Origin of the sequence: Corynebacterium sp. HMSC076D02 (assembly GCF_001813815.1) — a bacterium.
In the GTDB taxonomy this organism is placed as follows: Bacteria; Actinomycetota; Actinomycetes; order Mycobacteriales; family Mycobacteriaceae; genus Corynebacterium; species Corynebacterium simulans.
Genome location: NZ_KV814082.1, coordinates 64,417 through 87,469, shown reverse-complemented (window position 1 = coordinate 87,469; position 23,053 = coordinate 64,417). Strand labels below are relative to the sequence as shown.

Annotated in this window: 20 protein-coding genes and 1 pseudogene; 17 read left to right on the top strand and 4 right to left on the bottom strand. The window is 59.5% G+C overall.

All coding sequences use genetic code 11. The features are described from left to right. The 12 genes and pseudogenes from HMPREF2935_RS10995 to HMPREF2935_RS10940 form a co-directional block, all read left to right on the top strand. The coding region (locus tag HMPREF2935_RS10995) for a crossover junction endodeoxyribonuclease RuvC (RefSeq protein WP_210400750.1) at nucleotides 1–292 on the top strand (292 nt) is incomplete at its 5' end. 101 nt (nucleotides 293–393) lie between these two features. After that, nucleotides 394–1,008 (top strand): Holliday junction branch migration protein RuvA, encoded by a 615-nt coding sequence (gene ruvA / locus HMPREF2935_RS10990; protein ID WP_070733207.1) that lies wholly within the window; start codon nucleotides 394–396, stop codon nucleotides 1,006–1,008. A gap of 66 nt (nucleotides 1,009–1,074) precedes the next feature. After that, nucleotides 1,075–2,159, top strand: a pseudogene (gene ruvB, locus HMPREF2935_RS10985) (Holliday junction branch migration DNA helicase RuvB). Nucleotides 2,160–2,219: 60 nt separating this feature from the next. Further along, the gene (gene yajC / locus HMPREF2935_RS10980; RefSeq protein WP_070433166.1) at nucleotides 2,220–2,576 is read left to right on the top strand and encodes a preprotein translocase subunit YajC; all 357 of its coding nucleotides are present in this window, start codon (nucleotides 2,220–2,222) and stop codon (nucleotides 2,574–2,576) included. Nucleotides 2,577–2,809: 233 nt separating this feature from the next. Continuing rightward, entirely contained in the window at nucleotides 2,810–4,594 is a 1,785-nt protein-coding gene (gene secD, locus HMPREF2935_RS10975) for a protein translocase subunit SecD (protein WP_201057473.1), read from the top strand. Between the two features lie 2 nt (nucleotides 4,595–4,596). Then, nucleotides 4,597–5,790, top strand: coding sequence for a protein translocase subunit SecF (secF, locus tag HMPREF2935_RS10970; protein WP_070733205.1), 1,194 nt, complete (start codon nucleotides 4,597–4,599; stop codon nucleotides 5,788–5,790). Between the two features lie 33 nt (nucleotides 5,791–5,823). Further along, nucleotides 5,824–7,473: an ABC transporter substrate-binding protein gene (locus tag HMPREF2935_RS10965; RefSeq protein ID WP_246817830.1), complete on the top strand. Its 1,650-nt coding sequence runs from the start codon at nucleotides 5,824–5,826 to the stop codon at nucleotides 7,471–7,473. A 51-nt stretch (nucleotides 7,474–7,524) separates the two neighbouring features. Further along, nucleotides 7,525–8,079, top strand: coding sequence for an adenine phosphoribosyltransferase (locus tag HMPREF2935_RS10960; protein WP_062038815.1), 555 nt, complete (start codon nucleotides 7,525–7,527; stop codon nucleotides 8,077–8,079). A 54-nt stretch (nucleotides 8,080–8,133) separates the two neighbouring features. Next, on the top strand, nucleotides 8,134–10,449 hold the full coding sequence (locus tag HMPREF2935_RS10955) for a RelA/SpoT family protein (RefSeq protein WP_282440019.1): 2,316 nt from the start codon (nucleotides 8,134–8,136) through the stop codon (nucleotides 10,447–10,449). Nucleotides 10,450–10,666: 217 nt separating this feature from the next. Further along, nucleotides 10,667–12,748 carry a bifunctional metallophosphatase/5'-nucleotidase gene (locus HMPREF2935_RS10950; RefSeq protein WP_070733203.1) on the top strand — a complete coding sequence of 694 codons (2,082 nt, stop codon included), beginning with the start codon at nucleotides 10,667–10,669 and terminating at the stop codon, nucleotides 12,746–12,748. Nucleotides 12,749–12,847: 99 nt separating this feature from the next. Next, the gene (locus HMPREF2935_RS10945; RefSeq protein WP_062040510.1) at nucleotides 12,848–13,432 is read left to right on the top strand and encodes a DUF421 domain-containing protein; all 585 of its coding nucleotides are present in this window, start codon (nucleotides 12,848–12,850) and stop codon (nucleotides 13,430–13,432) included. A 126-nt stretch (nucleotides 13,433–13,558) separates the two neighbouring features. Then, nucleotides 13,559–13,738, top strand: coding sequence for a hypothetical protein (locus HMPREF2935_RS10940; protein ID WP_062038823.1), 180 nt, complete (start codon nucleotides 13,559–13,561; stop codon nucleotides 13,736–13,738). A 158-nt stretch (nucleotides 13,739–13,896) separates the two neighbouring features. Here HMPREF2935_RS10940 and HMPREF2935_RS10935 read toward each other — a convergent pair whose 3' ends face one another. Next, entirely contained in the window at nucleotides 13,897–14,208 is a 312-nt protein-coding gene (locus HMPREF2935_RS10935; protein ID WP_062038826.1) for a hypothetical protein, read from the bottom strand. A 297-nt stretch (nucleotides 14,209–14,505) separates the two neighbouring features. After that, nucleotides 14,506–15,369 (bottom strand): peptidylprolyl isomerase, encoded by an 864-nt coding sequence (locus tag HMPREF2935_RS10930; RefSeq protein WP_070733201.1) that lies wholly within the window; start codon nucleotides 15,367–15,369, stop codon nucleotides 14,506–14,508. A gap of 153 nt (nucleotides 15,370–15,522) precedes the next feature. On the opposite strand from HMPREF2935_RS10930, the gene tpx reads away from it, so the two are divergent. The 3 genes from tpx (at nucleotide 15,523) to hisS (ending at nucleotide 18,041) form a co-directional block, all read left to right on the top strand. After that, entirely contained in the window at nucleotides 15,523–16,023 is a 501-nt protein-coding gene (gene tpx, locus HMPREF2935_RS10925; protein WP_070733200.1) for a thiol peroxidase, read from the top strand. Nucleotides 16,024–16,101: 78 nt separating this feature from the next. Continuing rightward, nucleotides 16,102–16,755: an MBL fold metallo-hydrolase gene (locus HMPREF2935_RS10920; protein WP_070733198.1), complete on the top strand. Its 654-nt coding sequence runs from the start codon at nucleotides 16,102–16,104 to the stop codon at nucleotides 16,753–16,755. Nucleotides 16,756–16,760: 5 nt separating this feature from the next. Further along, on the top strand, nucleotides 16,761–18,041 hold the full coding sequence (hisS, locus tag HMPREF2935_RS10915; RefSeq protein WP_061922770.1) for a histidine--tRNA ligase: 1,281 nt from the start codon (nucleotides 16,761–16,763) through the stop codon (nucleotides 18,039–18,041). 57 nt (nucleotides 18,042–18,098) lie between these two features. Here the strand turns inward: hisS and HMPREF2935_RS10910 are convergent, their stop codons facing one another. Together HMPREF2935_RS10910 and HMPREF2935_RS10905 are read right to left on the bottom strand one after the other, a co-directional pair. Next, nucleotides 18,099–18,677 carry a TetR/AcrR family transcriptional regulator gene (locus HMPREF2935_RS10910; RefSeq protein WP_070433168.1) on the bottom strand — a complete coding sequence of 193 codons (579 nt, stop codon included), beginning with the start codon at nucleotides 18,675–18,677 and terminating at the stop codon, nucleotides 18,099–18,101. Nucleotides 18,678–18,754: 77 nt separating this feature from the next. Then, on the bottom strand, nucleotides 18,755–20,164 hold the full coding sequence (locus HMPREF2935_RS10905; RefSeq protein WP_070733196.1) for an L-serine ammonia-lyase: 1,410 nt from the start codon (nucleotides 20,162–20,164) through the stop codon (nucleotides 18,755–18,757). A gap of 432 nt (nucleotides 20,165–20,596) precedes the next feature. On the opposite strand from HMPREF2935_RS10905, the gene HMPREF2935_RS10900 reads away from it, so the two are divergent. Next, nucleotides 20,597–22,864, top strand: a complete 2,268-nt coding sequence (locus tag HMPREF2935_RS10900) for a carbon starvation CstA family protein (protein WP_061922764.1) — start codon at nucleotides 20,597–20,599, stop codon at nucleotides 22,862–22,864. Continuing rightward, nucleotides 22,864–23,046, top strand: a complete 183-nt coding sequence (locus HMPREF2935_RS10895; RefSeq protein ID WP_371326243.1) for a YbdD/YjiX family protein — start codon at nucleotides 22,864–22,866, stop codon at nucleotides 23,044–23,046. Before HMPREF2935_RS10900 ends, HMPREF2935_RS10895 begins: the two co-directional genes overlap by 1 nt. Nucleotides 23,047–23,053 lie beyond the last annotated feature (7 nt).

Here is a 23,053-nt window from a genome sequence, read left to right as displayed (position 1 = left end):
TGCTGCTGAGCGCAACATTCCAGTGCACATGTACACCCCGTCTGAGGTAAAGAAAGCCATCTCCGGCAATGGCCGCGCCGATAAGAAGCAGATGACGGTAATGATTACCCGTATCCTTGGCTTGAGTGAAGCACCCAAGCCTGCCGACGCCGCCGATGCCCTAGCGCTTGCCGTTTGTCACTGTTGGCGTGCACCCGCTTTGGCCCGCGTGGGGGAGAGCACCGGCTCTTGGCCTAAGACCAGCGGCGTGAAGGGCCGGGCCAATAAGCCGCGGACATCGTCTGGTACTTAGCCGCGGCGCTGGCCAGCATGACGCTATCTAGACTCGCACTGCTTTACTTACTGTTTCTTCGCTTTAGATTTCATCCCGTCAAATAAAGGAGCCCCACCCACATGATTGCCTCGCTACGCGGAACCGTGTTGACCATCGGCCTCGACCACGCTGTCATCGAATGCGCGGGCGTGGGGTATAAGTTTCTCGCCACCCCAGTAACTCTCGGAAGCCTGCGCAGCGGGGAGGAAGCCACCGTGCTTACCTCCATGGTGGTCAAGGAAGACTCCATGACTTTGTATGGTTTCGGCAACGATGAAGACCGCGAGATGTTCCACGTGCTGCAGTCCGTCTCCGGCTTGGGGCCAAAGCTGGCGGTAGCGGCGCTGTCCGTGATGGGAGCGGGGCAGTTGGCAGCGGCAATCTCTAGCGGTGATGCAAAGACATTGCAGTCTATTCCTGGAGTGGGCAAGCGCATGGCAGAACGCCTAGCGCTAGAGCTGAAGGACAAGGTCAGCGTCTTTGCCCCGCAAGCAGGGGCCGGCGAAGTTACAACGGGTACTTCCGCTGTGGCCAATGCACCGGTAGTCGAGCAGGTCGTGGAAGCGCTCGTTGGACTGGGCTTTAGCGATAAGGCGGCGCGGCCCGTCGTGGAATCTATTGTGGAGACAGATCCGGCAGCAGAGACTTCCACCGTCCTGCGCGGCGCACTGGCACAATTGGGACGCAAGAAGTAACTTTCGCAGTTCATATTCACTTTGAGCCTGAACCCCCGCCCGACTATCTAAATTAAGTGAGAATGCATGTCCGATGTAGAACGCACTGAGTTTCAGCTCCCTGAGGGGCTGGCTGACCCGAGCGTGCCGCAACGCAACCTCGACGTTGATGCGAGCGAGCAGGTGGGTGAGCACGACATTGAGCGTTCCTTGCGTCCGAAGTCCATTGAGGAATTCATCGGCCAGCCCAAAGTGCGCGAACAGCTCTCACTGGTGTTGAAGGGTGCTAAGAACCGTGGGGTAACTCCAGACCACGTGTTGCTCTCGGGCCCGCCTGGCCTGGGTAAGACCACCATGGCGATGATCATTGCGCAGGAACTCGGCACGTCATTGCGCATGACCTCCGGCCCAGCGCTAGAGCGTGCCGGTGACCTGGCTGCCATGCTGTCTAATCTGATGGAGGGTGACGTCCTATTCATCGATGAGATCCACCGCATCGCACGTCCGGCAGAAGAAATGCTGTACATGGCGATGGAGGATTTCCGCATCGATGTCATTGTGGGCAAGGGCCCTGGTGCTACTTCCATCCCGTTAGAGATTCCGCCTTTACCTTGGTGGGCGCTACCACCCGCGCCGGCATGCTAACCGGCCCGTTGCGTGACCGCTTTGGTTTCACTGCGCAGATGGAGTACTACGACACTGCTGATCTGACACGAGTAATCACCCGTGCGGCAAAGATTTTGGACGTTTCCATCGATGAAGATGCTGCCGTAGAGATCGGTTCTCGCTCGCGCGGTACGCCGCGTATTGCGAATCGCCTGCTGCGCCGCGTGCGTGACTTTGCCGAGGTCAACGGTGACGGCCACATTGACCTCGCCGCAGCGCAGGGCGCGCTGGCCGTCTTCGACGTCGATGAAAAAGGTCTGGACCGCCTCGACCGCGCGGTGCTGGAAGCACTCATCAAGGGCCACGGCGGCGGCCCGGTTGGTGTCAACACCCTCGCAGTAGCGGTGGGTGAGGAGCCTTCCACGGTGGAGGAAGTCTGCGAGCCGTACCTCGTGCGCGCCGGCATGGTTGCCCGCACTGGCCGGGGCCGCGTGGCTACCGCAGCCGCCTGGCGCCATATTGGATTGGAACCGCCCGAGGGTACGTTGGGCGAGACGCTGTTTTAGAAGCCGCGTCGCGGCGTTTTGGCAGCCGCTAGATGTGGGTTTCTGGCACACTGTCCTGTTATGGAATACGCATTTCTACTCGTTATCGCCCTCCTTATTATCCTGCCTAGCTTCATGACTATGCGGAAGCAGAAGGAGCACCAGAACAAGCTGCGCAACCTCCAGGAGAACCTGGCCCCGGGGCAGGAAGTTATTACTGCGGGCGGCATGCACGGCACCGTGGTTGCCACCACCGAAGGCGATGTGCAGCTACAGATTGCCCAAGGCGTTGTCGCAACCTTCGACAAGATGGCCATCGTGCGCACCGTTGAAGCCGAGCAGCCTGGCGAGGCCCGCGACGTCGACAATGCACGCGTTGCGGATGGGACCGCTGAGCCTGTTGAGTCAGTTGAGTCTGCTGAGGATTCGCAGCGTTAGCTGCTGGTGTAGCACTGGTCACACTCAGTGCTACAGCTGAGATCCCGTTGAGTTAATGGCCCGTCCATGACGTATCATGAGGGATCGTGCTCGTGCGCCAGTAAAACATTGGCCGCACGAATTATTCACTTTTAATTTGTTAAACCCTGTTTCTAGTTGCACAGGAGAACTTCTTGTCCGCAAAAAATCGTGGCGCATTGCGCAACAAAAACAGGCAGTGGCCCAAGCGCGCCATGGCCTTGTTTGCGCTAATCGTCGTTGCTATTTACGCCCTTATTTTCCTAACCGGCCCGCGCGAGGCTTCGACGAAGCTCGGCATCGACTTGCAGGGCGGTACCCGCGTGACCCTCGTGCCGCAGGGAGAGGAACCGACGCCGGATCAGCTCAAGCAGGCACGCGACATCCTTGAACAGCGCGTCAACGGTATGGGCGTTTCTGGCTCCGAGGTGGTTATTAACGGATCCACCCTCGTTATCACCGTCCCTGGCGAGGACGCCTCCCAGGCACAGGCAGTGGGCCAGACCTCCCAGCTTCTGTTCCGCCCTGTTGCGCAGCAGCCGATGCCGGATATGTCCAAGCTGGAAGACACCTTGCAGGATATGGCTAACCGCTGGGTGGAATACCGCGTTATCACCCCTGAGCAGGCCAATGAATCCCTGAAGAAGGTCAACGATGCAATCCAGCAGGGCGCAGAGCAGGCTGGCAACAAGGATGCTAAGAAATCCGAGGCACCGAAGGTCACCGCTAAGCCAAAGGAAGAGCCTTCCAACTCGCTTGAAAAGGCAGACTTCCGCGATGAGATGACTAAGATGCTGCTCAAGGACCGCCAGTCTGAAGACGCCACGACTATCTCCGCGGCTTCCGCACTGATGCGTTGCGACGCCGATACCGATCCGCTCGCCGGCACCGACGATTCAGCCAAGCAGTTCGTGGCTTGTGACTTTGCTGATAAGACGCCGTACATTCTGGCGCCGTCCCCGCTTCTCGAGGGCATTAAGGATCCAAACGGCACTCGCCTGACCGGTAACGAGATCGACACCAACAAGCCGATCAATGGTGGGCTGAACCCACAGACTGGCCAGATGGAAATCAGCTTCGCGTTCAAGGACGGCGATGGCCCGAACGGCTCCGAGACGTGGTCCAAGCTGACCCAGGAGAACCTGCAGAAGCAGGTTGCCATCACCCTTGACTCCGCGGTTATCTCCGCACCTGTCATCCAGGGCGCAACCCCGGTTGGTTCTGCTACCTCCATCACCGGTGACTTCTCCCAGGAAGAAGCAAGTAGCCTGGCTAATAACCTGAAGTACGGCGCACTGCCGCTTTCCTTTACCGGTTCCAACGGCGAGCCTGGCGGCACCGTCGAGACTGTTCCGCCATCACTGGGCAAGGCAGCTTTGAAGGCGGGCCTTATCGCCGGCATCGTCGGCTTCCTCCTCGTGGCTGCATACTCCCTGTACTACTTCCGCGCACTTGCTGGCGTTTCCCTTATCACCCTGGTTGCCTCCGGCATCCTGACCTACGGCGCCCTGGTTCTGCTGGGCCGCTGGATTGGTTACTCCCTGGATCTTTCCGGCGTCGCTGGTCTGGTCATCGGTGTGGGTGCCACGGCTGACTCCTTCGTGGTCTACTACGAGCGCATCAAGGATGAGCTGCTCGAGGGCCGCTCCTTCCGTTCCGCCGCCACCAAGGCCTGGGAGCGATCGCGTGCCACCATCGTCACAGGTAACGCCGTGACGCTCATCGGCGCCGTCATCGTCTACTTCCTCTCCATCGGTGAGGTTAAGGGCTTCGCCTTCACCATGGGCCTTACCACTGCCTTCGACTTGGTTGTTTCCTTCCTCGTCATGGCGCCGCTCATGCAGCTCATCGGCGGCAAGCCTGCGGCTGCGAAGCCCGCAATGAATGGTCTCGGCGGCATCTACGCGCTCGTCGAGGAGCGCCGCGCCCGCGGCTACTACGCAAAGACCCCGGCAGCAGGAAAATCTGATGCGTCCCGCCTGTCCGAGGAGGAGAAGTAAGCATGACCTCTAGCGTTAAGTCCCACAAAATTTCCAAGCTGGACCGCCTCTACGAGGACGAGGGCGGATTCGATTTCATCGGCCGTTCCAAGATTTGGTACGCCATCACCGCAGCCCTCGTGGTTGCTGCCATCCTGGCGATTGCCATCCGTGGCTTTAGCCTTTCCCTCGATTTCGAGGGCGGTACCAAGCTCAACATGCCTGCTGGAGACCTCGTGGCTGAGCAGGTAGGAGACACCTTCGAGGAAGCAACCGGCATCGAGCCGGAGATGGTCCAGATTGTCGGCGCCGGCGATTCCCGCACCTTGGAGATCACCACCGAGCGCCTATCCCAGGAGCAGGTCGACACTGCCCGCCAGGCGATCTTTGAAAAGTATGAGCCGAAGGACGAATCCGGCGAGGCTACTCCGGATGCGATTGGCTCCTCCACGGTTTCTGAGTCCTGGGGCTCTTCCATCACCGAGCGCATGTTGCTGGCCATGCTCGTATTCTTGGTCGTCGCCACCATCTACGTGGCAGTGCGCTTGCAGCGCGACATGGCTTTCGCCGCCATTTTGGCGCTGATTCTCGACGGCGTGATCATCGCCGGCATCTACGCCTTGTTCGGCTTGGAGGTTTCCCCGGCCGTCATCATTGGTCTGCTGACCGTTCTGACCTTCTCCATCTATGACTCTGTCATCGTCTTCGACAAGGTCAACGAGAACACCGAAGGCTTTCAGGGGCAGCGCAAACGCACCTACGGCGAGCTGGCCAACTTGGCTACGAACCAGACCGTCATGCGTTCGATTTCCACCTCGATCATCTCCGTGCTGCCAATCATCGCGCTGTTTGTTATCGCGGTCTGGCTCATGGGCATCGGCACTCTGCGCGATCTCGCGCTTATCCAGCTGATCGGCGTTATCGAGGGCATTTTCTCCTCGCTCTTCCTTGCTACTCCCTTGCTGGTTACCTTGGCTAACCGCCGCAAGGCAGTAAAGAAGCACAATGCTGCCGTCAAGGCCTTCCGCGCCGAGCACGGCGAGGATGCCACCGAAGAAGACACAACAGAGGCAGCCAAGGGTTCGCGAACCGTGGCTTCGCCGCAGCGTGCGGCAACAGGCGAGAAGGCGGCGTCGCCAAGCACTGGCGAGAATGGCACCCCGCGTAACCTGGATACGCCGGGCAGCGCTGGCGCAAGCTGGCGCCCGGGCCGTTAAGTACAACGGGGCGAAAAAGGAGCGAGTACTACCGTGGTAAACACACCACAGAACGAGCGTCATTGGAGCAAGCGAGCTGCGATGGCGCTCCTCGCCGTTGTCGGGCTAAGCGCAACGGCGTGTTCGAATGAGGCAGGCGAGGATTCCGCTGGGCAAGCCAAGGATTCTGGCCCTCGCTCCACGGACTATTTCGGTTACATGGTCAACACCCGTCTGGCCACCACCAATGCGGGAACGTCCTTTGGTAGCGCTGCGAATGCGGCCCAGCTGTCGAGCCGCTTATACCCAGGCATCTACATGCCGGGCCCATCGGGGCAGATGATTCCAAACTCGGACTTGGTGCAGACCGAGGAGATACCGGCCAGCCCAGAGAACCCATATAAGCAGGTCAACTTCACCTTGTCGGAGCAGGCAACCTTCTCCGACGGAGTTCCGGTGACCTGCGATGACTACCTGTTGGCATATACCGCTGGTGTCATGCCGGCCGAGTTTGGTTCGCATATGCCGCTTACTAGCGAGATCGCGCAATTTGATTGCGCACCCAACGCGAAGAAGTTCACCATCACCTTCAACAAGGACCAAGGCGATAGGTGGCGTTACCTCTTTGGCCCGGGCACCGTCATGCCGGCGCATGCCGTGGCTAAGAAGGCCGGGATGAACCTAGAAGAGCTCAACGCGGCGCTGTCCACGCAGGATCCTGCGTCCTTGCAACAGGTCGCCGAGACCTGGCGCTATGGTTTCTCCACAGCAGCCGAGGACTTTGATCCCGCGCTGCAGGTTTCCTTTGGCCCCTTCGTCGTGGATAAGGTTGGGGAGTCCGGCGAGGTCATCCTGCGCGCCAATGAGGAATACTTTGGTGATCAGCCCGCTACTGACAAGGTTGTGGTGTGGCCAAATACCGCAGATGCCAAGGCGCTGCGGGAGTCTGGTAACCTGCGCGTTGTCGACGCAGGCTTCGCTAAGCCGAAGTGGCTGCCGGCCGCCGACGAGGCAAGCCCCTATGAGGTTGAGCCCACCGTCGGCGGGTTGACCGATACGTTGACGCTGTCGCAGGCTGGCGTGTTTCAGGAGCCGTGGGCGCGTCAAGCCTTCGCGGCCTGCATCGACCAGTCCCGCTTGGCCAAGGTCAGCTCGGACATCTCCGGCGTGGACGTGCCGCCGGTCTACGCGCGCACCCTGCGTCACTCCGACCCGGTGGGCACGCACCTTGGCGATATCGCAGATGCGCACAAGAAGCCGGACATGACCAAGGCCTCGGAGCTTTCGGGCAATACCATCAAGATTGGCTACTTAGGCCCCGATGAGCGCTATGCCGCGATGGTGGAGGAGATTAAGGCCATGTGCGAGCCGGCCGGCATCACCGTCGAGGACCAGTCCTCCGAATACATGTCCCAGTATTACCTCGAGATGGATCCGGCTACATGGACGCCTACCATCGACGCCTTCTTGGGTCCTGTCGATCCAATGAGCGAGTACGCCACGCCCGATGCCGATATCTCGAATCTGAAGGAGATTCGAGGCGCGGAGGAAAAGCTCTGGGAGGATGTGCCTTCCATTCCGGTGGCAGCGCAGCCGCGCGTGTTCATCGTGGATCGCAACGTCAAGGGAGTGGTGCCTTACACTGGCAGCGCGGGCATTGGCTGGAACATGGACCGCTGGGCCGTGAGCGCTTCCGCGAGCTAGTGCGCAGACCTTTTCTACTTAACACTGATTTTTGATGAGGATTTTTAGACCGTGAGTGAAGTTTATTCAGACGCTGCACGTGCGCTGGCGGAAAAAGTCCGCCTAGTGAAGGACTTCCCGGAGGAGGGCATCCTCTTTGAGGATCTCACGCCCGTGCTAGCCGACGCCGATGCTTTCCAAGCCGTTGTCGATGGCCTTGCGCAGGCTTGTAAGGACCTTGGAGCCGACATGATCGGCGGCCTGGATGCCCGCGGATTCCTGCTGGGGTCAGCCGTGGCTTATAAGCTGGGCCTGGGAATTCTGGCCATCCGCAAGAAGGGCAAGCTCCCGCCACCAGTACTGACCCAGGAATACACCCTAGAGTACGGCTCCGCGGCGCTGGAGATTCCGGCCGATGGCGTGGACATCAAGGGTAAGCGTGTCGTGCTTGTCGACGACGTGCTGGCAACCGGCGGCACCCTCTACGGTGCGAAGTTGCTTTTGGAGTCTGCGGGTGCGGAAGTTGCCGGAAACGTCGTGGTGCTAGAGGTCAATGGCCTAGCCGGCCGCGAGCGATTGGCAGATGTTCCGCTGGTAGTGCTCAATCAGGCGGGCGCGACCGGCTAGAATGATGTGTCTAAGGCCATACTAGGGCCATACTAGGCCAAACACATCACCCCCATGACCTATGAGGAGGGCGACGCCGTGACCACTGAGAAGTCGACAAAGCGCCCCAATGGCGGCATGCGCAGCATGTCTGCCCGTTTAGCGCGGTCTTTGACCGGCGGCAGGGTAAGGATCAACCCGGTTTTGGACCCACTTATGTCCATTCACCGGCAGTTTCACCCCAAGGCCGATGCAGAAGTGCTCAACAACGCTTATGACACTGCTGAGCGCCTCCACGAGGGGGTGTTCCGTAAGTCGGGGGAGCCGTACATTACGCACCCGCTGGCGGTGGCCACGATTGCCGCGGAGATCGGCATGGACACCACCACCATCGTTGCGGCGCTGCTGCATGACACGGTGGAAGATACCGACTACTCGTTGGATGACCTCACGCGCGACTTCGGCCCTGAGGTTGCCCGGCTTGTCGACGGCGTGACGAAGCTGGACAAGGTCGCCCTGGGCGCCGCCGCGGAGGCGGAGACCATCCGCAAGATGATCGTGGCCATGGCTACGGACCCGCGCGTGTTGGTTATCAAGGTCGCCGACCGCCTGCACAATATGCGCACCATGCGCTTTTTGCCGCCAGAGAAGCAGGCAAAGAAGGCGCGCCAGACCCTTGACGTCATCGCGCCGCTGGCGCACCGCCTCGGCATGGCGAACGTGAAGTGGGAGCTGGAAGACCTTTCCTTTGCCATCTTGTACCCGAAGAAGTACGACGAGATTGTGCGCATGGTGGCAGATCGCGCGCCTTCGCGCGATCGCGCCCTTAAAGAGATCCAGAAGCAGGTTGGTGCGGCGCTGCGTGAAAACGGCATTCAGGCCGAGGTCATGGGCCGCCCGAAGCACTACTGGTCCATTTATCAGAAGATGATGGTCCGTGGCCGCGACTTTGCGGAGATCTTCGACCTCCTGGGCATCCGCATCTTGGTCGATGACGTCAACTCCTGCTACGCCGCCATCGGCGTGGTCCACGCGCTCTACCAAGCGCTGCCGGGCCGGTTTAAGGATTATATTTCCTCCCCGCGCTTTGGCGTCTACCAGTCGCTGCACACCACGGTTATTGCAGAAGGCGGCTCCACCCTGGAAGTTCAGGTGCGCACGCACGAGATGCACTACAACGCCGAGTTCGGTGTGGCCGCGCACTGGCGTTACAAGGAGAAAAAGGGCAAGAACGGCGCCGGCGATGCCGAAGTCGACCAGATGGCGTGGATGCGCCAGCTGCTGGATTGGCAGAAGGAAGCCGCGGACCCGAACGAGTTCCTAGACTCTCTGCGCTATGACCTGACCGCCAAGCAGATCTTCGCCTTCACGCCTAAGGGCGATGTGGTGACGCTGCCAGCGGGTTCCACGCCGGTGGACTTTGCCTATGCCGTTCACACTGAGGTGGGCCACCGCTGCATCGGTGCGAAGGTTAACGGCAAGCTGGTGGCGTTGGAGTCTCAGCTCAAGTCCGGCGACAAGGTAGAGATCTTTACCTCGAAGGATCAGAATGCCGGTCCTTCGCGCGACTGGCAGGAGTTCCTGGTATCGCCGCGCGCGAAGGCGAAGGTGCGCCAGTGGTTTGCCAAGGAGCGCCGCGAGGAGCACCTAGAGGCTGGCCGCGACGCCCTGGCCACAGAAATCCAGCGTGGCGGTTTGCCGATGCACCGCCTGTTCACCGCATCCTCGATGCGCCAAGTGGCAGAGCAGTTGCACTTTGAAGACGTCGATTCGCTCTACACGGCAATCGGCGCGGGCCACGTCTCGGCCCAGCACGTGGCTAACCAGTTGATGTCGCTCTTCGGCGACCAAGACGATGCCGCTGAGGCACTGGCGTCACGTACTTCACTCACGGAGTTGGAGAACTCCCGCACGCAGCATACTGCCGATTCCGAGAAGGGAACCGGCATCCTAGTGGAGGGTAGCCCCGACGTCATGGCTAAGCTGGCGCGCTGCTGCCAGCCCGTGCCTGGCGACGCCATCTTCGGATTCGTCACCCGTGGCGGCGGCGTTTCGGTTCACCGTGCAGATTGCACCAATGCCGAAAAGCTCAAGCAGGAACCAGAGCGCATGATGAAGGTGGAGTGGTCCTCCGGCAAGGGCGCCGCCGGCGAGTTTGCTGCGAGCGTCCAGCTCGAGGCCATCGACCGCCAGGGCCTGCTGGCTGAGCTGACCGGCGTGTTCAGCGAGCAGAAGCTCAACGTGTTGTCCATGAGCTCCAATCGCGGTGATGACCACATCGCCACGATGCGCTTTACCTTCTCCATTTCGGATACCAAGCAACTGGGGCAGCTTATGACCACGCTGCGCAACACCGAGGGCGTCTTCGACGTCTACCGCGTAACGGCCTAGAAGGTAAAGCCCAGACCGTGACGGCGGGACGCCGTCACCCTCACCCAACCTAGGGTGAGAGTTTCTTAATGCCATATAGCTGGCGGTTTGCGGGCAGGTGAACTTTCCGGGCATGCCCGGTAAAACGCCAGGTAATGGCATTCATGTGGACTGCAAAGGTGCCTCAAAGCGACTATAAACAAGACGTTCGTACCTCTCTCATGAAACAGGAGAACTCGTGAAATTTCGTCGCTTTGGCCAGCTGCTCGCTGCCTCTACCGTTACTGCCGTCGCTCTCAGTGGAGCCCCTGCCTTCGCGCAGGACAACACCGTGACTATCTCCGTCAGCAACATCACTGACATCCACGGTCATTTGGAAAATGGCCTGCCCAAGGACAAGACCGTAAAGCCCGGCGATGAGATGGGCGCGGCTCTGCTGCAGTCGCTGATTAAGAAGGTCAACGAAGGCCAAGAATATGCGCTGACTTCCTCCGGCGATAACGTGGGCGGTTCTGCATATATCTCCGCCATCTCTGAGGATGAGTACACCATGGACGTTCTCAACGCGATGGGCCTCGATGCTACCGCAGTGGGCAACCACGAGTTTGATAAGGGCGTCGATGACTTGCGGGACCGTATCCAGCCGCACTCCGATTTCCCGATCCTGGGCGCAAACGTCCTGCAGAATGGCAAGCCGATTCTCGATGCTTCCATCGTCCAGGAAATCGGCGGCGTCAAGGTGGGGTTTGTTGGCACCGTTACCCAGAACACCGAGTTCAAGGTTGCCCCGGCAATGATTCCAGGCGTGACCTTCACCGACCCAGTTGAGGCCACCAATAAAGAGGCAAAGCGCCTGAAGGAATCCGGCGAGGCTGACGTCGTCATCGCGCTCTTCCACGAGGACGCCCAGCAGTTCGCCGACGGATTCAGCACCGACGTTGATGCGCTCTTCGGCGGCGATACCCACGTGAGGACCCAGGGCGAGGTCGCCCGCGAGGGCGCCCTGCCGCTGCAGTGGGCGCAGGGCCACGAGTACGGCAAGCTGCTCAACGACCTGGATATCACCTTCGACACCAAGGCGAAGAAGGTCACCGACATCAAAATGAAGCAGTACGACGCGACGGACGCGGCTTCGCTTAGCGAGGATGAGGAAATCGCCGCGATCGTCGATGAAGCTGCGGCCAAGGCGGAGGAGCTCGGTGCTGACGTCGTGGGCACCATGCCAGAGGCGCTCTTCCGTGGCTCCGATGAGGGCAAGGGTTCGGGCTCCAACCGCGGCGTGGAATCCACCCTGAACAACTTCATCGCGCAGGCACAGCGCAAATCTGTGGCGAAGGCCGTGGGCAAGGAGATCGACCTGGGCGTCATGAACGCCGGTGGTGTGCGCGCGGACCTGCCTGCAGGCGAGGTCACCTACAAGGATGTCTTCACGGTGCAGCCATTCGGCAACGCCGTGGCTTACGGCAAGGTTTCCGGCGCTGACCTCATCAAGGCTCTGGAGAACCAGTGGCAGGAAGGCGCATCTCGTCCGCGCCTGGCCATGGGCCTTTCCGATAACGTGCAAGTGGTTTATGACCAGACCGGTGAGCACGGTAGCCGCATTAAGTCCGTGACCATCGACGGTGAGCAGGTCGACCCGAGCAAGGACTACACCATCGCGCTGTCCACCTTCCTCATCGGCGGCGGCGACGGCTACTTCGCTGAGGGCGCCATTAAGGATGTTGTGGACTTGGGCTACATGGACACTCAGGCCATGATTGATTACATCAAGGCTGGCGAGCCAGCCGCTCGTGAGGGTCAGGGCCAGATTGGCGCACACATCACCGGCGAGGTTAAGCCGGGCAATGAGATCACCGTGGAGCTGTCCTCCCTCAACTACACCTCTGAGGGCGAGCCGATGGCAAAGACCGCCACGGTCAAGCTGGGGGATGAGACCGCCACTGCGGATATCGACAACGCGAAGCAGGACGGTGACGACCAATTCGGTGAGCGCGGCCGCGCGACGCTGAAGCTTAACGTGCCGGCGGACTTCACTTGCGATACCCCGCTCGAAATCACCACCGACGCTGGCACTGAGGCAACGCTGCCGCTTGACGACGCCACCTGCAGCGACGAGCCGGGCAAGGGCGATACTACCGACAGCTCCTCGCTGAGCTCCCTGTCCTCCCTGGACTCCGGTTCTTCCAAGGGCCTGGGCATTGCCGCGGGCGTCATCGCTGCCATCGTGGGAATCATCGGCGTGGTGGGCATGAACATGCACATGCTGCCGGCGCCGGTGCGTGCTTTCATTGAGAACCTGCGCAAGCAGTTCAACATCTAAGCACTGCAGTCTAAAGCAAGGCACCGTGGAATCTTCTCCACGGTGCCTTTGTCTATCCAAGCTCCGTAAAGGAAATGCGTGATAGTAGAGTAGTTTGACGTGGATATTGTGGATTTAATCGGGCGTGAGTCGGCTTATCAATTAGGCATTGAGCCACACCGCATTCCCGTGGTCCTTCTTGCCACCATCGGTATCTACTTGGCCTTTATGATTCTGGTCAAGCTCTTTGGCACCCGCGTGCTGACGTCGATGACTGCCTCCGATGCGGTCATCATCATTATGTTCGGTGCCGTGGCCGGCCGTGTCATCGTGGGCAATCCACCTACCCTTGCCGCCGGCGTCATCGGTCTTCTAACGCTCATGGTCCTGGAAGCCGCCTTCGGCACCATCCGCCGCTACATCGGCTGGTCCCGCTACCTTGACCGCCGTCCCGTGCTGTTGGTCTACAACGGCGAGCTGGTGCGTGAAAACATGCATTTCGCTCACATCACCGTCAGCGACGTAAATTCCGCAACCCGCAAAGCCGGACTCGGCCGCCGCGGCGATGTCCAGATGATGATCCTGGAGCCCACCGGCCAAATCTCCGTCATCAAAATCGGCCAATTCGTCGACCCCGACCTCTTCCGCGACATCCTCGGCGCTGAGCTCATCGAGGGCATGGACGAGGAAAAAGGGGAGAAGTAGCTGCAGTCTTCGCTGAACGCGGTGTCCGTTGACTGAGTAGTGTGGCTGACAGACGAGTTTTGACAGTAGCCTGAAGGCGTAGCGGCGGCCGAAGGTTATAGCCACTACTGAAAGGATGCACGTGTAATGACGGTTCCTGGCGAGCAAGCGCACAACGAACAGCCTATGTCCGATAAAGAGTTCGAAGCACTAAAGAAAGCACATTTCTTCATGGAGGAATACATGAAGTGCTTGGATGAAGCACGCAAACGTCCATGGTGGGAGAAAGCGCTTGGTGTGTTCGGCATTCGACGCATCGTGCGTTAGTAGTTGGTAGGCAACCAAAGTTCTTCTTTGGTGTTAACCAGCGAGTCTGTATGCTACGGTCGGCCAGTGTCGCCCGCTTATGCGGCGAAAAGATGGACCAGACGCAAGAAAACCGCCCACCAAATGGTGAGCGGTTGTTCTAGATCTTCGGATCGAAATTAGAAGATCTTGAAGTATTTGTTGATGAAGCCAAACAGTGCGCCGAGAGCGGAGATGACTGCGGTTGCAACGCCGATCCAAGCCTTTACCTCGTCTGCCTGGTCTTTGTCGAAGGAGGAGGAACCCTTGTTCTCCTTAGCGTCGTCCTTGTTGTCGTCGTTCTTGTTGTTGTCGGTGTTGGTGTTCGCGTAAACGGTAGCCTCAACCGGAGCCTCGTCAGCGGTCTGGGCCATAGCAGCGCCAGCGCCGCCGAAGGAGATGGTAGCGGCTGCAGCTGCTGCAACCAGTGCCTTACGGGAGAAGAACTTCATGTGTTCAATCCTTAGGAGTTTGGGAATTTCAAAGACCCCACGAATGTTAGTTCCGGCCCTGAAGATATGCAACCGAAAAAACGAAAAAGTTCATCCTGTGAAGTATCTGGAGGATTGTTGTGTGCAGGAGAAATAGGAAAAATGCACTAGATGATTTTTCCTATTTTGTGAAAAGGCCTGCGCAAGCATAAGAAAATCTCAGCTAACTCTGAAAATGGTGCTTGCAAGACGAAGCCCCCTGGGCATACCCATCAGGGGTGCCCAGGGGGAGACGAAAGGACATCTATTTGTCGGCGCTTAGGCTTCGACAGACGCCTTCTTGATCTTGATTTCCTCAGCCGGCTTACCGTCGGAGGCACCGCCTTCGACGCCGATCTTGGCGATCTTGTCCATGGTCTCCTGGCCCTTGTCGGTCAGGTCGCCAAAGTAGGTGTACTCAGGCGTGAGCATGGAGTCGGCGTAGTTGACGAAGAACTGGGAGCCGTTGGTGTCCACGCCGGAGTTGGCCATGGCGATGGAGCCTTTCGGGTAGGTCACCGGGTTCTTGGTGTCAGCTTCATCAGTCTCGTCGGTTGGGTACTCGTTGGCGAAGCTAAAGCCAGGGCCGCCGGAGCCGGTGCCGGTTGGGTCACCGCACTGCAGGACGCTCAAGACGCCGGAGGTCATGCGGTGGCAGATGGTGTCGTCGTAGTAGCCCTGATCCGCCAGGTCCGAAATTGCGTTGACGGCACACGGAGCCTTGGCACGGTCGAGCTCCATTTCGATGTCGCCCTTGTTGGTAGCGAAGTTAACCTTCACCGTTCCCTTGGTGGAGACATCCTTGCCGTCCGGAACCTTCGCCCCGTTGGCATCCTGGCCGTCCTTTTCATAGGTGCACTGCACGCTCGCAGGCAGTGCCTCCGCACGCTTGCCGGACAGCGGCTTGGCATCCGGGGTGTCCTGTTCGGTGGTTTCTGCGGCGCTGGACTCTTCGGCCACGACCTTCTCATCGGAATTATCGCGGGTGGCGAAGAAGTAGATGCCGCCGACCAAGGCGAGGATAACTACGAGCGAGGCCGCGACGACGCCCAGTGGGCGGGTCTTTTCCTTGCGGTCACGGGCCTTGAGCTCACGGTCGAGCTGGTTTAGCGCTTCTTCGCCACGCTGTTTGTTGTTGGGCATTTAATGGTCCTTTGGCGATGGATTTCGAGTTAAACGCTAGCTTCTAAGCCAGTGGGCTCGAGCTATACCTGACAGAGTCTAGCCCGTCTGGCCCAACGGATCGTATTTGCCCGTCGTGGCACGCTAGGCAATCCTTCAGTAGGATGGGGCGCCATGGCTAACGTTAAATTCAATGGAAACGAAACCGAAATCGCCGGAAACCTACCTGAGGTAGGGCAGAAGCTGCCAGAGTTCACGCTCGTCGGCACCGATCTTTCCGAGGTAACCAACAAGGACTTTGAGGGTAAGCGCCTGGTTATCTCCTTGTTCCCGTCCGTAGACACCGGCGTGTGTGCAGCGCAGTTGCGTTCCTTCAACGAGAAGGCTGCCGGCCTAGACAACACCGTCGTGTTGTCCGTGTCCCGTGACCTGCCATTCGCGCAGGAGCGCTTCTGTGCAGCAGAGGGCATCGAGAACGTCGTTAGCGCTTCCGACTTCCGCTCTGACTTCGGCGAGAAGCTGGGCGTTACCCTGCAGGGCTCCCCGCTGAAGGGCCTGCTGGCTCGCTCCGTTGTTGTCACCGATGAAGAGCACAAGGTCATCTACACCGAGCTCGTCGATGAAGTCACCACCGAGCCGAACTACGACGCCGCGATCGAGGCATTGAGCAAGTAAATCAGCGAGTAAAAGCTCACTAAATCTCATCTAGCGCCTGGCCCCACTGCATTGGGGGCGGGCGCTAGACTGCGTTTTATGACTTTGAGCGTTTTAGGTTTCGCAGCTGGGCCCTACAAGACCAATACCTATGTGGTAGCCAATGGCTCCCGCGCTTTCGTGGTTGACCCAGGCATGCATGCGATGCAGCGTGTTCTCGACTTGGGTAAAGAGCATGGCCTTAACTTCGAAGCTATCGTCTTGACCCATGGCCACCTCGACCACACCCGCGAGGCAGGTGACCTTGCCAAGCAGCTTAACCTTCCGGTGTACATCCATCCCAAGGACGCGTTCATGCTAGTTGACGGTTCCGGGGTCTCAACGGAATCGCAGCTGCTTTTCGACGCCGCGAATATGCTCGCCATCGACGATCTTTGCGAGCTCCACGGCGGCAAGACCTTGGAACTCATCGGCTACGAGTTCCGCATCGAACATGCCCCAGGTCATTCGCCGGGCTCTGTCCTTATTATTGCCGAGGAATTCGTGCTTGCCGGCGACGTCCTCTTTAAAGGTTCCATCGGGCGCACCGACTTGGAGCACTCCGACCCGAGTGCGATGCAGCTCTCGCTTGCCGGGCCTGTCTGGAGGCTTGATGACAAGCTCGCTGTCCTGCCCGGACACGGCGCAACCACCACGATGGGCGCCGAAAGGGCAACTAATCCATTCTTGGCCACGCTACGGGATGTACTCTGATACGCGTGAGTGATAAGAAGCAGTTTAAGGCCCTGTCCGCTCCCAAGGGAGTCCCGGACTACATTCCGCCGCAATCGGCGACCTTCTACAAGGTGCGTGAGAACCTGGTCCATCAGGCTCATCTCTCCGGCTTCCAGCACATCGAGCTTCCGATCTTCGAAGACACCACGCTCTTCGCGCGCGGTGTTGGTGAATCCACCGATGTGGTCTCCAAGGAGATGTACACCTTCGCAGATCGCGGCGACCGCTCGGTAACCCTGCGCCCAGAAGGTACCGCAGGCGTTATGCGTTCGGTCATTGAGCACAACCTTGACCGCGGCCAGCTGCCGGTCAAGCTCAACTACTTCGGACCTTTCTTCCGCTACGAGCGCCCGCAGGCTGGCCGCTACCGCCAGCTTCAGCAGGTCGGCGTCGAGGCCATCGGCGTTGACGATCCCGCGCTCGACGCAGAGGTCATCGCCCTGGCAGATCGCTCCTTCCGTTCCCTCGGGTTGAGCCAATTCCGTCTCGAGCTGACCAGCTTGGGTGACCAGAACTGCCGCCCGGCTTACCGCGAGAAGCTGCAGGAGTTCCTGTTCAAGCTCGACTTGGATGAGGAAACCCGCAAGCGTGCGGAGATCAACCCGCTGCGTGTCCTCGATGACAAGCGTCCTGAGGTCCAGGAGCAGCTTGTCGACGCCCCGCTGATGCTCGATCACCTAAACGACGAGTGCCGTGAGCACTTCGAGACGGTCACCGGCCTCCTCGATGACATGGGCATCGAGTACACCATCAATCCGCGCATGGTTCGTGGCTTGGATTACTACACCAAGACCTGTTTCGAGTTCGTGCACCCGCTGCTTGGCGCGCAGTCCGGCATCGGTGGCGGCGGTCGCTACGACGGCCTGATGTCTCAGCTGGGAGGCCAGGAGCTTTCCGGCATCGGCTACGGCCTCGGCGTCGACCGCACCGTCTTGGCTCTGGAGGCTGAGGGCATCCAGCTCGACGGCGTCGACCAGCGCGTTGAGGTCTTCGGCGTGGCACTGGGCGCCGATGCTAAGCGCCGCATGGCAGGCATTGTCAACGACCTGCGCAACGCCGGCATCTCCGCTGACATGTCCTTCGGAGACCGCGGTCTTAAGGGCGCTATGAAGGGCGCGGATCGTGCCGGCGCTCGTTTCGCGCTTGTTCTGGGCGAGCAGGAGCTTGAAAACGGCGTCGTGGCGGTCAAGGACCTTGCCGCGCATGAGCAAAGCGACGTCGCCATTGACGCGCTCGTTGAGCACCTGCGCGGCCAGCTGAATTAAGCCAACGACGTCAAAGGGCATCTCGCTGAGATGCCAAAGGCGCCTTTTGTTTTGCTACTATGCGTTCGCCATGCCGCTTTTGATGCCTGCCAAGTAGATGCGCAGCATACGCTTTTGGATATCGGGCACGTAGCTCTCCACATGCACCTTCCTGGGGCGCACCAGCGTCAAGATCCCCACCACGAAGTCGAGGTGCCCCACGCCGGGGCCAATTACTCCGTGCTGCTTTCCGAGCTCGATGAACCTTTCGCCGTTTTCCTGCAACGCGTCGCGCTTCAACTTCAAATCTTCCGGCAGGGTATCTAAGTCCTCCGGCACGAAGGAGGGGATGAGGCTGGTCAAACCCATGTCCGTGAGCTCGAGAGCATAGTCCAGGACGAAGTTTTCCGCGTCCGAAGGATCGGATTCGAAGCCTTTAATCAAGCGATTTTGGAAGACCAGAAAATCGTCGCTCATGTGTTCCGCGCACGCGTGAATCAATCGTTCACGGTCCGGGAAGTTGCGGTAGAGCGTGGCGACGCCCACGCCTGCTTCCTGGGCAATCTTTTCAAGGGAAACCGAGTTGCCATGGCGTTTAAACATGGCACATGCCGCCTCGATGATGGCTATTCGGCGGCGTAATGCATCGGCTCGCATGGAGGTAGGTATCGCTTTCTAGGTTAGAGTCTGTGCGTTAGCGATAAGACTACCTTTTACCACACAAGGCTTTTGCACTAGCACTCCACCTGCGTGACGGCGAAGCCTAGCGTCTTCGCGAGGCCGCCAATGGAGGTCTCCTTGTACTTCGCCAGCATGTCGCGGCCGGTATCGGCCATCGTCTGCACGGCGGCGTCGAGAGAAACGTGGTGCGTGCCTTGGCCCATGCGCGCCAGGCGCGCGGCGTTGATGGACTTGACCGCGCCGATGGCGTTGCGCTCGATGCACGGAATCTGCACGAGGCCGCCGACTGGGTCGCAGGTAAGGCCGAGGTTGTGTTCCAGCGCAATCTCGGCTGCATTTTCGATCTGCGCCGGCGTTGCGCCTAGCAGTTCAGCCATGCCGGCCGCCGCCATTGACGACGCCGAGCCTACCTCGCCCTGACAGCCCACCTCGGCGCCCGAAATCGAGGCGTTGTGCTTGATGATCATGCCGATGGCACCCGCGGTAAGCAAGTAGCGGCGGGCGGAATCGCGGGTGAAGTTCGGCTTGAAGTCGCGGGCATAGTGCAACACCGCGGGAATGATGCCGCAGGCGCCGTTCGTTGGGGCCGTGATGACGCGGCCGCCGGCGGCATTTTGCTCGTTGACGGCGAGCGCAAACAGGTTGACCCACTCCATAGCGGAAAAGCCGCAGGTCTTATCGTCGTGGCCTTCCATCAGCTGTTTGTACATGCCCGGCGCGCGGCGTGGGACCTGCAGGCCGCCCGGCAAGATGCCGGAGGTGGAGATGCCGTCGGTGACGCACTCGCGCATGATGTCCCACACCAAGTCCAGGTGCGCGTAGACGTATTCGACGCCGCCGTCTTCTTTATGGAGCGCTTCCTGGTTGGCGGCGACAATCTCCCAGATTTTCAGATCGTGCTTCTCGCACAGCGCCAGCAATTGCTCGCCCGTGGTGAATGGGTAAGGAACATCGTCGGTGGATTCGGCCGCTGCCATGCCGGCAGGTACCTCGGCGGAGGCTGCGACCTCGGCGTCGAGTTCCGCGCGGGAGAGAATGAATCCGCCGCCGACGGAGAAGTACTCGGCGTGTTCTGCCAGCAGGTTGCCCTCAGCGTCCCATGCGTCAAAGATGAGGCAATTCGGGTGCTCGGGGACAGGATCGTTGTTGAACTCGATGGAATATTCCATCGCGCCCAGCGGGCCGTCGGTCATGCCTTTGCTCGGAATGGGCTGATCGGAACGCGGTTCAGCGTCAACCGGGACGGTCAGCGGATCCCAGCCGGCCAAGCCCAGAATCACCGCGCGGTCGGTGCCGTGGCCGCGGCCAGTCAGCGAAAGCGAGCCCCGCAGCTCGGTGTGCACCTTGGCTGGATGCTCCGGCAGCGTTTTCAGGAACGCAAGGGCCGCGCGCATTGGGCCGACGGTGTGCGAGGAAGATGGTCCAATGCCGATGGAGAAAATGTCGGTGACGCTGATTGCCATGCTGGGCGGTGCCTCCTTTGTGAGTTTGCTTTGTGAGTTTGGAAATTAAATTGGGGGTAGGTAGGGGGTTTATTTCTAGGGGGCAGGCTGTGGCTAAACCCGTGTTAATTGCGATCTTGCTGCGGCCGAAATTCTCTGTGACGAGGAGTTTTTCCGGTAGGCCGCGCATACAGTTTCTCCATGTTACCGCTTTGGCAGTAGTTCACTACGTGGAGGCAGCGTTGTTAACCCCTCGGGGTGGGTGTGACCAAGGTCAAGCGATTTTTGGGGATAAGCCGATAGAAATTATTGAATTTTATTGTGTGACCTTTGCACACAATGAATACTGACTAGTATCTCGGTTCACAATAGTTAAGCAATTCAGTGTGCCTAACAACTGTGACTGGATAAAAGTTCTTTCATCTGCTCTGTCTGATTCCTCGGGAGATTATCGTGAGTATCAAGACCGGACCCGAACCGCGGTCCGACATCGAATTTGTTGAAGTCGACGGCCAGGCACAGCCCATCGACGTAAAGCCGGAAAAGGTCATCGGCAACGTTGAGAAGATCGTCATTTTGATTGCCGCTATCGCTGCGGCTGCCGGTTGGGGAGTGCTCGCTCTCCACCGCGGTGAGACCATCAACTCCGTCTGGTTGGTCCTAGCCGCCGTTGGCTCCTACATTATCGGATATACCCTGTACGCACGCCTTATTGAGTACCAGGTGGTAAAGCCGCGCAATAATCGTGCGACTCCTGCCGAGTACGCCAACGACGGTAAGGACTTCCTGCCTACCGATCGCCGCGTGCTCTTTGGCCACCACTTCGCCGCTATTGCCGGCGCGGGCCCGCTGGTCGGCCCAGTCATGGCGGCGCAGATGGGCTATCTCCCGGGCACACTATGGATCGTCCTCGGCGTCGTCTTTGCGGGCGCGGTACAGGATTACCTGGTGTTGTGGGTTTCCACGCGGCGCAAGGGCCGCTCGCTGGGCCAAATGATCAACGATGAGATGGGTAAAATTGGAGGCATCGCGGGCATCATCGCCACCGTCGCCATCATGATCATCATCATCGCAGTGCTGGCGCTCATCGTGGTCAACGCTTTGGCGGATTCGCCGTGGGGCGTCTTCTCCATCACGATGACCATCCCCATCGCTTTGTTCATGGGCCTCTACCTGCGCTACATCCGCCCTGGCAAGGTCTCTGAGGTCTCCGTCATTGGCGTCATCCTGCTGCTTGCCGCCATCATCGGCGGCGGTTGGGTCTCCGATACTGAGCTCGGTGCCAGCATGTTTACCTGGTCCAAGGAGACCTTAGCCTTTGCCATCATTGGCTATGGCATCGTGGCAGCTATCCTGCCGGTCTGGCTGCTGCTTGCCCCGCGTGACTACCTGTCTACCTTCATGAAGATTGGCGTCATCGCGCTGCTTGCCATCGCCATCGTGATTGAGCGCCCGTCCGTGCACATGCCGGCAGTGACCAGCTTCGCCACGGACGGAAATGGCCCAGTCTTCTCCGGCAACCTCTTTCCGTTCCTGTTTATCACCATTGCGTGCGGCGCACTTTCTGGCTTCCACGCGCTGATCTCCTCGGGTACCACGCCGAAGCTCATTGAGAAAGAATCCCACATGCGTGCCATCGGCTACGGCGGCATGATCATGGAGTCCTTTGTTGCGGTCATGGCACTTATCTCCGCGGTCATCATTGACCGCCACATGTACTTCGCCATGAACTCTCCAGCGCCGAAGACGCAGGGCACTGCGGAAGGTGCGGCGGATTTCGTGGGCACCCTCAACCTGCCGGGCGCTGGCATCACCGCCGAGCAGTTAACCGCCGCAGCCCAGGCAGTGGGCGAGGAGTCCATCGTTTCCCGTACCGGCGGCGCGCCAACGCTGGCTTATGGCATGTCCGAAATCATGACGCAGATGCTGGGCAATCCAGCCATGCAGGCTTTCTGGTACCACTTTGCCATCATGTTCGAGGCGCTGTTTATCCTCACCACGGTGGACGCTGGTACCCGCGTGGCACGCTTTATGATGTCCGACTCCTTGGGAGGCATCCCGGGCCTGGGCAAGTTCCGCGACCAAAGCTGGAAGCTCGGGACCTACCTTTCCACTTTCATCGTCTGTGCGCTGTGGGGCGCCATCCTCATCATGGGCGTTACCGATCCGCTAGGCGGCATCAACGTGCTTTTCCCGCTCTTCGGCATCGCGAACCAGCTATTAGCTGCAATGGCGCTCGCACTCGTCGTGGTTGTCGTGGTCAAGAAGGGCCTTTATAAGTGGGTCTGGATTCCGCTTATCCCGCTGGCCTGGGACCTCATCGTGACCATGACCGCGTCCTGGCAGAAGATCTTCAGCTCCGATCCGACCATCGGCTACTGGGCTAACCATGCGCGCTTCAAAGACGCTGCGGCTCAGGGGCTTAGCGAGTTCGGGTCTGCAAAGTCCGTCGAAGAAATTGACGCAGTGGTGCGTAATACCTTCATCCAAGGCTGTCTATCTATCCTCTTCGCCGTGCTCGTCCTAGCCGTTATTGGGGCGGCAGTGGTGTCGTGTATCAAGGCGGTCAAGCAGCGCGTAGCCGGTATCGAGCCAGCGGACTCGGAGACCGAGGACATCCCATCCACGCTGTTCCTGCCCCGTGGAATGATGCCGACCAAACGGGAGAAAGAAGTAGCCGCGCAGTACAACATGAGCTTCGAAGAAACTGGAGGGCATTAGTGATTAGCGCGCTCAAGAAAATCACCTGGTACGTCGGCGAGCTCATGGGCGATCACGCCTATGCGAAGTACTGCGCTCACCTTAAGGCGCATCATCCCGACGCCGCGATTCCAACCGAGCGCGAATATTGGCGTGCCCGCTACGCCGAGCAGGATGCCAACCCCGGTGCGCGGTGCTGCTAGATGATGC